This is a genomic window from Geobacillus stearothermophilus ATCC 12980 (assembly GCF_030369615.1).
Lineage (GTDB): Bacteria > Bacillota > Bacilli > Bacillales > Anoxybacillaceae > Geobacillus > Geobacillus stearothermophilus.
This window is the reverse complement of the sequence record NZ_CP128494.1, coordinates 331,428-345,005: the sequence shown is the minus strand read 5'-3', so window position 1 is coordinate 345,005 and position 13,578 is coordinate 331,428. Positions and strand designations below refer to the sequence as shown.

Annotated in this window: 10 protein-coding genes and 3 pseudogenes; 5 read left to right on the top strand and 8 right to left on the bottom strand. The window is 53.8% G+C overall.

Annotation, left to right across the window (positions count from 1 at the left end):
* The first annotated feature begins 278 nt into the window (after positions 1–278).
* On the top strand, positions 279–1,457 hold the full coding sequence (locus QSJ10_RS01820) for a Gfo/Idh/MocA family protein (RefSeq protein WP_033013912.1): 1,179 nt from the start codon (positions 279–281) through the stop codon (positions 1,455–1,457).
* A 65-nt stretch (positions 1,458–1,522) separates the two neighbouring features.
* Here the strand turns inward: QSJ10_RS01820 and QSJ10_RS01815 are convergent, their stop codons facing one another.
* Complete coding sequence (locus tag QSJ10_RS01815; protein ID WP_020754997.1) at positions 1,523–1,972, bottom strand: (deoxy)nucleoside triphosphate pyrophosphohydrolase; 450 nt, start codon at positions 1,970–1,972, stop codon at positions 1,523–1,525.
* A gap of 163 nt (positions 1,973–2,135) precedes the next feature.
* Here QSJ10_RS01815 and QSJ10_RS01810 point away from each other — a divergent pair, with 163 nt between their 5' ends.
* The gene (locus QSJ10_RS01810; RefSeq protein WP_183084029.1) at positions 2,136–2,900 is read left to right on the top strand and encodes a sporulation protein; all 765 of its coding nucleotides are present in this window, start codon (positions 2,136–2,138) and stop codon (positions 2,898–2,900) included.
* Positions 2,901–3,323: 423 nt separating this feature from the next.
* The gene (gene sstT, locus QSJ10_RS01805; RefSeq protein ID WP_033013911.1) at positions 3,324–4,586 is read left to right on the top strand and encodes a serine/threonine transporter SstT; all 1,263 of its coding nucleotides are present in this window, start codon (positions 3,324–3,326) and stop codon (positions 4,584–4,586) included.
* A gap of 58 nt (positions 4,587–4,644) precedes the next feature.
* Here the strand turns inward: sstT and rlmD (QSJ10_RS01800) are convergent, their stop codons facing one another.
* Positions 4,645–6,033 (bottom strand): 23S rRNA (uracil(1939)-C(5))-methyltransferase RlmD, encoded by a 1,389-nt coding sequence (rlmD, locus tag QSJ10_RS01800; protein WP_053532770.1) that lies wholly within the window; start codon positions 6,031–6,033, stop codon positions 4,645–4,647.
* A 107-nt stretch (positions 6,034–6,140) separates the two neighbouring features.
* Between rlmD (QSJ10_RS01800) and QSJ10_RS01795 the strand changes: the two are divergent.
* Positions 6,141–6,305: pseudogene (locus QSJ10_RS01795) on the top strand (SRPBCC domain-containing protein); the annotation flags it as partial.
* A pseudogene (locus tag QSJ10_RS01790) lies at positions 6,268–6,638 on the top strand (ArsR/SmtB family transcription factor). The pseudogenes QSJ10_RS01795 and QSJ10_RS01790, both read left to right, overlap by 38 nt.
* Before the next feature lie 155 nt (positions 6,639–6,793).
* Here the strand turns inward: QSJ10_RS01790 and QSJ10_RS01785 are convergent.
* The 6 genes and pseudogenes from QSJ10_RS01785 to floT all read right to left on the bottom strand — a co-directional run bounded on the left by QSJ10_RS01785 (position 6,794) and on the right by floT (position 13,576).
* Positions 6,794–8,263: an alanine/glycine:cation symporter family protein gene (locus tag QSJ10_RS01785; protein WP_053532769.1), complete on the bottom strand. Its 1,470-nt coding sequence runs from the start codon at positions 8,261–8,263 to the stop codon at positions 6,794–6,796.
* 364 nt (positions 8,264–8,627) lie between these two features.
* The gene (locus QSJ10_RS01780) at positions 8,628–8,792 is read right to left on the bottom strand and encodes a hypothetical protein (protein ID WP_162839619.1); all 165 of its coding nucleotides are present in this window, start codon (positions 8,790–8,792) and stop codon (positions 8,628–8,630) included.
* Positions 8,793–8,913: 121 nt separating this feature from the next.
* Positions 8,914–9,096 (bottom strand): annotated as a pseudogene (locus QSJ10_RS01775) (hypothetical protein); the annotation flags it as partial.
* Between the two features lie 442 nt (positions 9,097–9,538).
* Positions 9,539–10,912, bottom strand: a complete 1,374-nt coding sequence (gene rlmD, locus QSJ10_RS01770; RefSeq protein ID WP_053532768.1) for a 23S rRNA (uracil(1939)-C(5))-methyltransferase RlmD — start codon at positions 10,910–10,912, stop codon at positions 9,539–9,541.
* Positions 10,913–10,988: 76 nt separating this feature from the next.
* Entirely contained in the window at positions 10,989–11,909 is a 921-nt protein-coding gene (locus QSJ10_RS01765) for a diacylglycerol kinase (protein WP_033013905.1), read from the bottom strand.
* Between the two features lie 149 nt (positions 11,910–12,058).
* The gene (floT, locus tag QSJ10_RS01760; protein WP_033013904.1) at positions 12,059–13,576 is read right to left on the bottom strand and encodes a flotillin lipid rafts scaffold protein FloT; all 1,518 of its coding nucleotides are present in this window, start codon (positions 13,574–13,576) and stop codon (positions 12,059–12,061) included.
* Between the last annotated feature and the right edge of the window lie 2 nt (positions 13,577–13,578).

Sequence of the window (13,578 nt, the reverse complement as noted above, 5' to 3'; positions counted from 1 at the left end):
ATACGATTTTTTTCACAAAACTAGACACGATTCTTGATGGATGAACGAGAAAATGAAAGTGATTCATAGATTGCTAGCACTCGGCTGTGATGGTTGCTAATAATAATATACATAATATTCCTTCTGTTGCGCAAGCGAAATGATTGTCGGATGGTGTCGATGAGGAATGATTGATGCTTGCCAATTTCAAAACTTTCATTTTCTCGTTCTTCTTTTTCTTTGCGGTATAATGAACATCGTTAATGCTATATATATGTGAGGGAGGAGGAGAATACGCCATGATTTCTTCATTTTTCCGTTACCGTGTCGGCATCGCCGGCGCCGGTGCATTCGCTGAATTTTTATCCGGCGCGCTCGCACCGCTTCCTTCCTTTCAGCTTGCTGCCGTCGCTGGCCGAACGGACGCAAAGCGCCAGCGCGTCATCGACGCCTATCGCCGCCGTCAGCCGCAGGCGGGCGACGTGCGCGAATACCGCGAAGCTGAACAATTGATCGTTGACCCGCATGTTGACATCGTCATTCTCACCACCCCTCCGCATTTGCACGCCCCGCTTGCCAAGCGGGCGCTTGAGGAAGGAAAACATGTGCTCCTTGAAAAGCCAGGCGGCCTCACCGCCGAGGCGCTGCGGGCGAACATCCAGCTCGCCGCCCGCCAGAACCGGGCGTTGGCGGTCAATCTCGTCTTGCGCTACCATCCGCTCACAGAAGCTGTCAAGCAACTCATCCACCGCGCGCTTCTTGGACCAGTGGACTACGCAAGCCTTCACAACGCGGCTCACCGCGTCGCCAAAGGCCATTGGTTTTGGGACGAGCGGCGAAGCGGCGGCATTCTCATTGAGCACGGCGTCCACTTTTTTGAAGTCGGCCGCGATTGGTTTGGCGAAGCGGTTTCCGCCCACGGATTCGCGCTTCAGGAAACAGACGGCACACGGCCGCGCGTCGGCGCCACGGTGATTCATGAAGGCAACGGACGGCGCATCCCCGTTCATTATTACCACGGCTTTACGATGGACCCAGCCGCTTCAGAATCGACGCACTGGGACATTCATACGAAACGCGGCCGCATCGTGCTTGACGGCTGGATTCCGACGCAGCTGTCCGTCTCCGGCCTCGTCACTGACGAGGAGGCAGCCTGCATTGACGCCTTTCTTGACGCCATCCCGACAAAGCCGTCGGCTGACGCTATCGAACAACTGCAGCAAGCGGCCGACCGGCTGTTGCCGCCCACGGAACCTTCAGCCGCTCCGCGCCGCCCATACGAGCGCACCGTGGTGCTCTCGGACCGCCACGGGTGGTACGAAGCGATCGCTCAAACGCGCTTTCTTGATTTTTGCCGTTTGATCGAGAACCCGAGCTGGCGCGTCCTCGTCACCGCCGAAGACGCCGCCGCCGACCTCGCTTTGGCGGAAGCGTGCACCGTGACGGATAAAGCAGACGACCCACTTGACATCCGCTAACTGCTGACACCAAAAGAGCCTGGTGCGGCCACATGGCAAACGGCCGCAACCAGGCTTTCTTCACCTCAATCGTCGATAGATCTCGGTCTCATCAGAACGTCCAAAACGCCCTTCTGCGCTTCCCCCTCAACCAACAACGCCTCAACAGTCGGAATGTCCGCCGGCGCCCACTCAAGAGAGCGCAATGCTTGAAGCGGCACCCACCGAAGCTCAGCATGCTCCCGCGCCCGCGGCTCCCCATCGACTAAGCGGGCTTCATACGTCCGCAAATGCACGATGGCGTGTTCATACTCATGGAACACATCAGCCAACAACTCACCGACCGAAATGGTGCAGCCAAGCTCCTCGCGAATTTCCCGAACTAAAGCGTCTTCGGGCCGCTCCCCCTCTTCCACTTTGCCGCCCGGAAACTCCCACACGTTGGGCAGCGACATGTTCGGCGCGCGCAACGCACATAACACATCCCTCTGTTCATTGAAGATGGCTGCCCCGACAACATGAATGACCCGTTTCATTCATGACCCGCCCTTCTCATCCATATACGCCATTTTAGCAAAAACCGTCTCGCTTTCCAAAACAGTGAAACCCCTTTAGGCGTTATGTTACTTTAAAGAAGAGCAGAACCTTTTCACCAGGTGCTCCGTATTCTCAACTGAAATCGCTGACAAGGGGGAGAACGTGTTGTTCAAAAAACTGTTAAGTTCGATCGGCATCGGTGCCGCCACTGTTGATACGAAGCTCGCCAAAGCGCAATATGTCCAAGGCGAAACCGTCGAAGGGGTTGTCGACATTCGCGGCGGCAGCGTCGAACAGCACATTGATGAAATTTATTTGGCATTAGTCACAACGTACATCCGCGAAATCGATGATAAGAAATTTGAAGAAAAAGCCGTGCTGGCGCGCTACAAAGTGAGCGGCCCGCTGACGATCGCGCCGAACGAAACGAAAACGATCCCGTTTCAATTCGCCTTGCCGTACGACGTACCGGTCACGCTCGGTTCTTCGCGGGTATGGCTGCAAACCGGCCTTGACATTAAAATGGCGCTCGACCCGCAAGACTGCGACCATCTCGCCATCGAACCGCACCCGCTTGTCGCCGCGTTTCTCGAGGCGGCCCGCCAATTAGGTTTCCGCCTTCGCCATGTGCAATGCGAACAAGCGCCGCGCTATTGGCAACAGCGGCTGCCGTTTATCCAAGAGTTTGAATTCAAGCCGGCAAGCGGACCGTTTAAAGGCCGACTTGACGAACTGGAGGCCATTTTCTTTGTCTCCGAGCATGGGGTTGAAGCCATTTTAGAGATTGACCGCAAAGCGCGCGGGTTTGCTGGATTGCTTTCCGAGGCGCTTGATATGGACGAAACGCTTGTCCGGTTCACCTATGGGCCGAGCGATGTCGCTTCATTGGCGCAATGGTTGGCGAAAGCAATTAGCCGGTATAGCTGAGCTAAAAGGGGCAAAAAACGAAGGGGCCACTCGGCCCTTTTGTACTATGTGCTATACGGATGCAGTGAAAAGCTTGTCTATCTTCCCTGCAGTCGATCCAACTGTTCTGCAAAAACCACATTACTACAATTTCAAATTGCACCACACACTCCTTTTGTTTATTTTGATTCATACGGCTAGGATTCAGTGAGCTTTTTGCTTTGCAACCGATGTCAGCCCCATCGCGGCTGGCTTCTTTTTCGACCTTGCCATAAGCGCAAAAGGCAATGCAACGTTTGGACAATTCAAACTATTCTAATATAACAATCTATTCGTTAATCACTAATATTCATGCTAAAATAGTGTTTGTTCACCACTGGAAAACACTTGTGCATGTACGGTGAATTTCATTCTTGATCATCCATGAGTGTCAGGAGGAACGTTATGAAGCAACTCATTGTAAGGTGGAATCAGCTTAGCCTTGTCAGACGTATCCTTGTCGGTATCATCATCGGGATTGTCCTCGCCATGGCCGTCCCGGAATCAACAAAATGGGTGTCCATTTTTGGTTCCTTGTTTGTCAGCGCTCTAAAGGCCGTCGCACCCGTATTGGTGTTCTTTCTCGTGGTCTCCGCCATTTCCCGCCATCAAAGCGGCCAAAAAACAAATATCCAACACATTCTTGTCCTATACGGGGCCAGCACGTTCTTAGCCGGTCTTACCGCCGTCGTGGCCAGCTTCATCTTTCCGGTTCATTTATCTTTAGCTGAAGGGATGAAAGATATCTCTCCCCCTAGCGGCATAACAGAGGTACTTCAGTCATTGTTGCTTAATATTGTTGATAACCCTATTCATGCACTGATCAATGCGAATTATATCGGTATCCTGACTTGGGCGGTGCTGCTTGGCATCGCATTAAGACCTGCGCCGGAGACGGTCAAAAACGTCATCGCCAGTTTTTCTGACGCCATTTCAAAAATTGTCACATGGGTCATCAATTTGGCACCCATCGGAATCATGGGGCTTGTTTTTGACGCGATGGTCACCAACGGGCTTTCCGCTTTCATCGAATACGGAAAGTTATTGGCCGTTCTTCTTGGGACGATGTTTTTCGTGGCATTCGTCATAAATCCGCTGATTGTCTTTGTGAACATTCGCCAAAATCCGTACCCGCTCGTGTGGAGATGCATTCGGGAAAGCGGAATGACCGCCTTCTTTACGCGCAGCTCGGCCGCAAACATTCCGGTGAATATGAATTTGGCTGAAAAACTCGGATTAAACAAAGATACGTATTCGGTCTCGATCCCTCTCGGTGCAACGATTAATATGGCTGGCGCCGCCGTTACGATTTCCGTGTTGACGCTTGCTGCGGTTCACACATTGGGGATTGAAGTCGATCTAGGTACAGCGCTGATTCTTAGCATTCTTTCCACCATCGCCGCTACAGGGGCATCCGGCGTCGCGGGCGGCTCGCTTCTCCTTATCCCGTTGGCATGCAGTTTGTTTGGCATCCCAAATGATATTGCCATGCAAGTAGTAGGGGTTGGTTTTATCATTGGCGTGTTGCAAGATTCATGTGAAACGGCCCTGAACTCCTCTTCCGATGTTCTTTTCACCGCAACAGCGGAATATGCGAAGAGACGCAAAGAAAAAACCGCCGTCATCATCGAATCTGAATTTCATGCAAAACGAGCGGGTGGCAACTGAAACCCTTCTTGTATAAAGCCCGTTTCCCTCTCACTTGGGGGAACGGGCTTTTCCTGATTTATGATGATTTGACAAGCAACGCACAGCACTCGACATGCGCCGTATGCGGAAACATGTCCACCGGTTGGACAGTTTTCAACACATAGCCAAACGGGGCTAGCTCCGCAATATCAGCCACAAACGTCTCCGGATTGCAGGAGACATACACCACCCGCTTCGGTTGCGCTCGGCCGATTTTGCGCATCACTTTTCCGCCTGCGCCAGAACGTGGAGGATCCAAAAGCAGCAGCTCCGGCCGCCCGAACTGCTCCAACACGTCATCAATCCCGCGCCGCGCATCCCGTGCCAAAAAGTACGTATTGTCAACGCCGTTGTCTTTCGCGTTTCGTTTCGCCGACTCGATCGACGTTTCCACAATTTCAATGCCCGCCAACGCCTTCACCCGCTTGGCGAACGGCAAGGAAAACGTGCCGACTCCGCAGAAGAGATCGATCATTTTCTCATGGGGCTTGGGCTCGCCCATCTCCAACGCCAGTTCAACCAATTTGGCCGCCTGCACCGGGTTCGTTTGGAAAAACGTATCAAACCAAAGACGGTAGCGGAACCCGCACAATTCATCGTAAATGAAATCCCGTCCGGCCAGCACGTGCGTTCGTTCCGCCTGGGTGCGGTCGGCCCACGCCCGATTCTCCAGCCAAAGCAAACTTTTCACGTCCGGGAGCGCCTTCGTGATCCGCTCCGTCAAATCAGCCTCCGCTTCTTTCAACTCCCCTTCCGGCGCCTCGGTCGCAAAGAGCGCCACCATCACCTCTCCTGTCGCAAACGACTCGCGCACCATGACGTGGCGAAGCAGCCCTTCATGGGTGTCTTTGTGATACCCAGGCAGCTGATGATCGCGCGCCCAACGCGCCACTTCCATAGCGGCTTTGACGATCTTCTCGCCGGCAATGAGACATGTCTCCAACGAAACCACTTGCCGGAAATTCCCTTGCTCGTGCAGTCCAAGCAGGCCCTCAGGAGAGAACGTAAACTCCATTTTATTGCGGTAATGCCACGGATGTTCCATCCCGATCGTCTCGCGCACAACGTCCGGATCAAATCCGTGCTGGGCAAGCAGCGCCTTCACCTGTTCGGTCTTATGCCGCAGCTGTCCCTCATAGCGCCAGTGCTGCCAGACACAGCCGCCGCAGCGGTCAAAGTGCGGACACGGCGGATCGAGCCGCTCTGGATGCCGCTCGATCACTTCTTCCACTCGGGCATGGGCCCTCCGGCGTTTCGGCCAATCGATCAAAACCCGCACCCTTTCACCAGGAAGCGTGGACGGAACAGTGAGTTTGAGCTTTTTTCTCTTTCCCTCCTCTTCATGCCAAACGACCGCTTGCCCGGCTCCTTTTTTATCTAACTGTTGAATGTCCGTAATGAATGATTGTTTTGCGCTGTCTGTCAACGGCTTTCCTCCTTCCGAGATGAACGATGTTGTCACCCTTTATGTATTGTACACGATCAGTGGACGAATCCAAAGAAACTTCGCGCAGGGGAAAAGATTGGGAATGAAAAGCATTGGAAGACGGAAAAACGGAATTCACCTTGATTCATTCCGGATGGGATGCGGACAAAGCAACCGAATTTGGGCAGCCTCACACAGTCGTTCGCAAGATTATGGATGACGGGTGGGAGAACATTGTCAACCAAAAACTTTCCACATATCTCGAAGGATAAACGAACCGTTTCCACGCCGAAGCACGATGTGTTTCACACCATCGCCAATCCAACCCGCCGCCAGATGTTGCAGCTGCTCGCGGACAACGAATTGTCGATTGCCGCGATTGCCAAATCCTTCCCGATCAGCCGCACAGCTGTCAATAAACATCTTCGTGTGCTTTCGGAAGCAAGGTTGGGCAGCTGTCGGAAAACGGGACGCGAAACAAGGTACAGGCTGGAGCCCGAACCTCTCGTCGAACTGAAAACGTGGCTTTCCTTCTTTGAAGGGTATTGGATGAACGGCTTGCGGCTCTCAAGCGTATGGTGGAAGCGGATGAGGAGCCATCATAATGGCAAAATCGCATGAATTCACGGGGGGCAAGATGGTTCGAGGATGCCCATCCTAGAGAATGTCTAACGAAAGTGTTCCTTATCCATATAGATGATGATGAAAAAAGGGTGTCCCGCTGCATCCGGGACACCGTCGACTCCAACCAATCAACCTGTTACAATGTCTTCTCTTTCTTTTCTTCCCATCTCTTATATCCATTTTCCCAGAATTTCGCGTTCTTGATTCCGTATTTCGACGCGTTGAACTCCGGATCTTTCCCTTGCTTCAGCTGTTCTTCATAATCTTTCAAGGCCATATAGGCCGGTTTAAACAACAACAAGATCGCAATCAAGTTGAGCCACACCATGATGCCAAGCCCGATGTCGCCCATCGCCCACGCCGTCGTCGCCGTTTTGACCGTTCCATAGAACGTGGCCGCCAAAAAGACGAGCTTCAAGGCAAAGAAGGCCGTTCCCCTCTTTTCACTGCGCACCAAATAGGCGAGGTTCGTCTCGGCAATATAGTAATACGCGTACATCGTCGTAAACGCGAAGAAGAACAGAGCGATCGCAATAAAGGCCGACCCGAATCCCGGGAAGAGCGTGTCCACCGCCGCCTGCGTATACCCTGCGCCCGGTTCCACCCCTTTCAAATGCTCGACAATCGTCTCTCCCGTTTTTTCATTGATCACATTGTATTGACCTGTAAACAAAATCATCAGCGCCGTCGCCGTCACGACCAAGAACACGTCCAAATAAATCGAAAACGCCTGCACAAGCCCCTGCTTCGCCGGGTGGGACACTTCCGCCGCCGCTGCCGGGTGGGCGCCCGTCCCTTGCCCCGCTTCATTCGCATAAAGGCCGCGTTTGACCCCCCACATCACCGCCGAACCAAGAATGCCGCCAAACACTTGATCAGCGCCAAACGCGCTTTTGAAAATCAGGCCAAACACATCCGGGACTTTTTCAATATTGGCCGCAATAATGGCAATCGCGACCAACAAATAGCCAACTGCCATAAACGGCACGACAATTTCCGCCGTTTTCGCGATCCGCTTCACTCCGCCAAAAATCGTAAAGCCAAGAAGGGCAATCACGAAAATTCCCGTCACCAATTTCGGAATGCCAAACGCATTCGAAAAGCTGTCGGCAATCGAGTTTGCTTGAATTCCCGGCATCAGCACCGCCATCGAGAGAATGATCGCCCCGGCAATCACAACCGCAAACCATTTCCAGCCAAGGCCCTTTTCAATATAAAAAGCCGGACCGCCGCGGTATTGTCCGTCTTGTTCCTCTTTATAAATTTGCGCCAGCGTCGACTCGACATACGCCGTCGCCGCTCCGATAAAGGTGATGACCCACATCCAAAAGACAGCGCCCGGCCCCCCGTACGCAATCCCCGTCGCCGTCCCTGCCACGTTCCCAACGCCAATGCGGCCGGACAACGACATCGTCAACGCCTGGAAAGAAGACACCCCGGCCTCAGAGCCCTTCCCCGTCGTCACAAGCCGGATCATCTCTTTCACGTGGCGGATTTGCAGGAAGCGGGTGCGAATGCTAAAATACAAACCACAACAGACAATAAAAGCAATTAAGAAAGGGCTCCACAGCCACCCGTTCACCGTTTCCACGAGCTTTTCAATCAATCCAATCCCTCCTATGCCAGCTGATTACTTTTGTTGTATAACACATAACCAAATAATATTATAAATACTACACACTTCTGCTTCAATAATTTTTTTATATATCATTCTTTTCTGCATTTTCTTTATATTTCCTGCGCTTGTCCTCGTGTAGAAAAATGAACGACTTTCTTCGCTTTTTTTAAAAATAACTTTGAAGCCCAAAAATGATAGATGAGGCAAGACAGAGAAATCCGCCTCGAACGGTCCCCTAATGCCAGTCCTTGAGGCCTTGAGCGCGAGCCCCATCTCCCCCAATGATCCCCATCTGAATCGCCGCAAACGCAAAGCCGAACACACAGAACAGCGTGTTCGTCTTTGACTGTTGTTACATATAGCCGATGAGAAACACGACAAAACCGGCCAATCCGACCGATGCGATGAAGAGGCCAAAGGCGATCCGTTTCGCGGCTTTGCTCTTTTGGACAACACCATACACGAACAACACGATCGACATGACCAACAAAAGCAAAATGAGAGACGAAATGCTCACGTTCAGCGCTCCTTATCGTGCACTGCCCCTAGGAAAAACAGCGCATCTCCATCCGTGCCATCACAACCAGCGATTGATCCATTCCCGCGAGAACCTCTTCCCGGTTGATGCCGCCCATCGCTCACGCCCCCGCAATTTCTTCCGAATTTCGGTTAATCTCATCGATAATGCGAATAATCTTCCGCGCGTCATCCATGTTGTCTTGAAAGAGTTCAACAATGCTGCCGACGGTTTTAAACGGTTCTTCCTGCAGCACCCGCTTGTCCATGACTCCGTTTTTCACAAAGTAATCGACGATCAATTTGGCTACGTAAACTGTTCAATGACCGTCAGCGGGTTCGTAATGCCGCCTGTCCAAAACGTTTCCCATATTTTATCGACTTTATGGCGCAATTCGCCTGTGAGCATGGCTTCTATGTACCTCCTTGTGATTTCCAATCTCCATTATATACGGTTTTCGGTACAAAAGGGGGAAGAAAAATATGTTTTATGCCGGTTGACGCTCAGGAAGACAGAGGGTGACATTTGGGGCAAAGAAACTCCGACTGTGCTTTGCATGAAGCGGGAGTCGTTCACCATAACCGTTCGAGGAACACTTGCAAGTGTTGTGGATTCTCAATAGGATGGATCTCATCCAGCCCCCAGTTTTGCAGGCGGATGAAATCTTTATCATGTCATTCGTGTCGTCATGGCCGTTTGCCCAATTCGACTGCAAACAACAAGGCCGGATCCACCGGCCCGTTGTCTTATCTCAACCGAATTTTCGCCACACACTCCACATGCGCCGTGTGCGGAAACATGTCCACTGGCTGGACTTCGATCGTTTCGTAGCCGCCGTCTTCTAGGATGCGCAAGTCGCGGGCGAGCGTCGCCGGGTTGCACGAGACGTAGACGACGCGCGGCGGTTTCATGGCGATGATCGTCTCAAGCAGCGCGGCGTCACAGCCTTTGCGCGGCGGGTCAACGACCAAGCAGTCGGCGCGGATGCCTTCTTGATACCAACGCGGGATGACGTCTTCGGCGGCGCCGACTTCGAAGGTGACGTTTTGGATGCCGTTGAGTTTGGCGTTGCGCTTGGCGTCTTCGATCGCTTCGGGGACGATTTCGACGCCGTAGACGTGTTTCGCTTTACGCGCCAAAAAGAGCGAGATCGTGCCGATGCCGCAGTAGGCGTCGATCACCGTCTCCCGCCCGGTCAACTCCGCGTATTCGAGCGCTTTGTCATACAGCACTTTCGTCTGTTCCGGGTTAACTTGATAAAACGAGCGGGCCGAGATGGCGAATTGGATGTCGCCGATGCGATCGGTGATGAACTCGCTCCCCCATAACACCCGCGTTTTGGCGCCGAAAATGACGTTCGTCCGCTCGGGGTTGACGTTTTGCACGATCGATTTCACGCCCGGAATGGCGCGGACGATGTCACGGACAATGTCCTGTTCGTGGGGCAGATGGTCCGTGCGGGTGACGAGCACGACCATCACCTCGCCAGTTGACGCGCCGTAGCGGGCGACAATATGGCGAAGAACGCCCTTGTGCGTGGTTTCGTCGTATGGGGGAATACCATAGCGCTCGGCGATGCGCTTCACGGCCTGGACGACGACATCGTTCGCCTCTTGCTGGATGAGGCAGGCGTCCATATCGATGATTTCATGCGTCCGCTCCTTGTAAAAGCCCGCCACCAAGCCCCCTTCGCGCTCGCCAACGGGCACTTGCGCCTTGTTGCGGTAGCGCCATGGGTTCTTCATCCCGATGACGGGATGGACGGTGACGCCGTCAAGCTTGCCGATGCGGGCGAGCACTTCTTTCACCTGCTTTTCCTTCGCTTTCAGCTGGCCTTCGTAGCTGAGGTGTTGCAGCTGGCAGCCGCCGCATTGGCGATAGACGGGGCACGGCGGCTCAACGCGGTCGGGGCTTGGTTCGTACAGCTCCACGAGGCGGCCGTACCCATACCCTTTTTTCACTTTGATCGCTTTCACCTTCGCCCGCTCGCCGGGAAGCGCGTGTTTCACAAACAACGGAAAACCGTCGACTTTCGCCACCCCGAGCCCGTCGTGGGTCAAATCGGTGAATGTGACGTCATAATACTCGTTTTTGGCGACTGGTGCTTGCTGCTTCGTCATGTCGTTCTCCTTTCTGCCGTTCCTCTGTATATGTAGCGTGCCCTTTATAGGGGAAAGGCATAAGAAAAGAACAGGCTTATCTTCCTGTTCTCACTTGTTCTGCCTTTTCTTTTGGCATCAATACGTCAATATGGCGGCGCAAATTGACGAACTCCCCTGGAAGCATGCCGCCGAATTCGCCGTCTAAGTTCAGCTGCATCGGCGAGTGCACTTTCACCCGGTTCGCTTTCGTGTAAATGACGTGCGGGTCGTTGATGTGCTCGCCGCGCGCCGCGAGGGTGACAAGGCGGATGAATTCGGCCAAGTTCGTTTTCTTGACGATGATAAAATCGAACAGGCCGTCATTGAGCGACGAATCGGGCGCCAGTTTTTCAAACCCGCCGACCGAGTTCGTGAGCGAAACTAAAAACATCATAATCTCGCCTTCGAACAGTTTGCCGTCATACTCAATTTGCGCTTCGGTCGCCTTGATGGACGGCAACATCTCGATCCCTTTCAAGTAATAGGCGAGCTGGCCAAGCATCGTTTTCAGCTTGCTCGGCACTTCGTAGGTGAGCTCGGTCAGGCGCCCGCCGCCCGCGATGTTGATGAAATAGTGCGTTTTGTCTTCGTTCGTCACACAGCCGATGTCAATCGGGACGGGCTCGCCCGTGGCGATCACGTCGCACGCCCCTTCAATCGAACGGGGCACGCCGATGGCGCGGGCGAAATCGTTCGTCGTCCCGACAGGAATGACGCCCAGTGTCGGCCGATACGGCTGATCGGCGATGCCGTTGACGACTTCATTGATCGTTCCGTCGCCCCCTGCGGCGACAACGAGATCAAATTCCCGCAGGACGGCCTGGCGCGCTGCTTCCGTCGCATCCCCCGGCCCTTCGGTGGCGTGGCACGACGTTTCATAGCCCGCCTTTTCCAACCGCACGAGCACATCAGGCAAATGGCGCTTAAACAACTCGCGACCCGATGTCGGGTTATAAATAATTCGAGCTCGTTTCATTATTCTCAACCTACTTCCTTTTTTCCATTCCACCCGTTCCCATCATAACGAAACAACGCTTGATGCGCAACTCCGACGAATGTCGTGAACAAGGCGACGAGAAACAGCGCCCTCGGGTTCAAACGAAGGGCGCTGTGGGAGGATAGGCATCATTCTGTTGTCTTCGCCTGTTGGGACGATGCTGGCGCACCGAGCGGCTGGACATGGGCCGCTCCACCCTGGGCGACGCTCTCGAGCAGCTGCTTCACATCGATGCCCGTCGAAGCTTTTAACGTCTCCTGCAAGCTCGCCATTAAGTTCGTCGCATAGCCCGTGACGCGGTTGGCGCCGCCTCCCGCTCCTGAGCCGGTGTCGACGATCGTCAGCTTCTCGATGTTCGCAAGCGGGCTCGCCACTTGCTTCGCATACTCCGGAAGCATCTTGATGATCATGTCGAGCACCGCAGCCTGGCCGTAGCGCTCGAACGCTTCGGCGATCTTTTGTTTCGCTTCCGCTTCGGCGAGGCCTTTCAGTCGGATGATTTCCGCTTCCGCTTCCCCTTTCGCTTTCTCCGCCTCGGCTTTCGCCAGCCCGTCGAGACGGATGCGCTCCGCTTCCGCTTTCGCCAGCGTTTCGACGCGGTATTTTTGCGCATCGGCTTCGGCGATTTGCTTCGCCTTTTCCGCCGCCGCTTTTTGTTCGATCGCATAGCGCTCGGCATCGGCTTTTTTCTTCACTTCCGAGTCGTATTGGCGCTCGCGGCGCAAAATTTCTTTTTCTTCGAGCTCGATTTGTTTTTGCCGCTCGATGATTTTGATTTGCATTTGTTGGGCCATCACTTCTTGTTTCGCCTTCGCTTCCTCCAAATGATACGCCTGATCGGCTCGCGCTTTGGCGATGTCTTGCTCGCGGCGGAACTCAGCGAGCTTCAACTGGTTGATTTTCTCCGCCTCCGCGATTTCCGTTAGCCGCTCGAGCTCCGCCTTGCGCGCTTCCTTGTCTGCTTCAGCCCGCTTGATGCGCGTCTCTTTTTCCGCCTCGGCCGTGGCGATGTCAGCATCGCGCTTCACTTGGGCGATGCGCGGCTTCCCGAGCGCATCGAGGTAACCGTTTTTGTCGCGCACGTCTTTGATCGTGAACGAGACGATGACAAGCCCCATTTTCGCCAAATCTTGCGAGGCGACACGCTGCACTTCTTGCGAAAACTTGTCGCGGTTTTTATAAATTTCTTCAACCGTCATCGACCCGAGAATGGAGCGAAGATGGCCTTCAAGCACTTCACGCGCTTCGTTTTCCATATCTTGGCGTGTTTTCCCTAAAAACTGCTCGGCCGCGGTCGCGATTTCGCCGATTGAGCTGCCGACTTTAATAATGGCCACCCCGTCCGCCATCACGGGCACGCCTTGTTCGGTGTACACCTCGGGCGTTTGCACGTCAAGCTTGATCGACAATAGGCTCAGCGGCTCAGCCTGTTGGAAAATCGGCACGACGAACGTGCCGCCGCCGCGGACGATTTTGATTTTGTTTCCCGATTCATCGACATGAACGTTTTTGCTTCCTAAGTAGCTGCCCGTCACAATGAGCGCCTCGTCCGGCCCGACGGTGCGGTAGCGGGCGATAAAAATGGCAATAAGGCCGACAAGAAGCAAGACGACGACACCAATGACCATCAACCATGGCGCAACCATGA

What these genes read in the sequence shown, in the direction of transcription:
- QSJ10_RS01820 (WP_033013912.1), top strand. Translation starts at nt 279, where the DNA reads ATGATTTCTTCATTTTTCCGTTACCGTGTCGGCATCGCCGGCGCCGGT.
- QSJ10_RS01815 (WP_020754997.1), bottom strand. Translation starts at nt 1,972, where the DNA reads ATGAAACGGGTCATTCATGTTGTCGGGGCAGCCATCTTCAATGAACAG.
- sstT (WP_033013911.1), top strand. Translation starts at nt 3,324, where the DNA reads ATGAAGCAACTCATTGTAAGGTGGAATCAGCTTAGCCTTGTCAGACGT.
- rlmD (WP_053532768.1), bottom strand. Translation starts at nt 10,912, where the DNA reads ATGACGAAGCAGCAAGCACCAGTCGCCAAAAACGAGTATTATGACGTC.
- QSJ10_RS01765 (WP_033013905.1), bottom strand. Translation starts at nt 11,909, where the DNA reads ATGAAACGAGCTCGAATTATTTATAACCCGACATCGGGTCGCGAGTTG.
- floT (WP_033013904.1), bottom strand. Translation starts at nt 13,576, where the DNA reads ATGGTTGCGCCATGGTTGATGGTCATTGGTGTCGTCGTCTTGCTTCTT.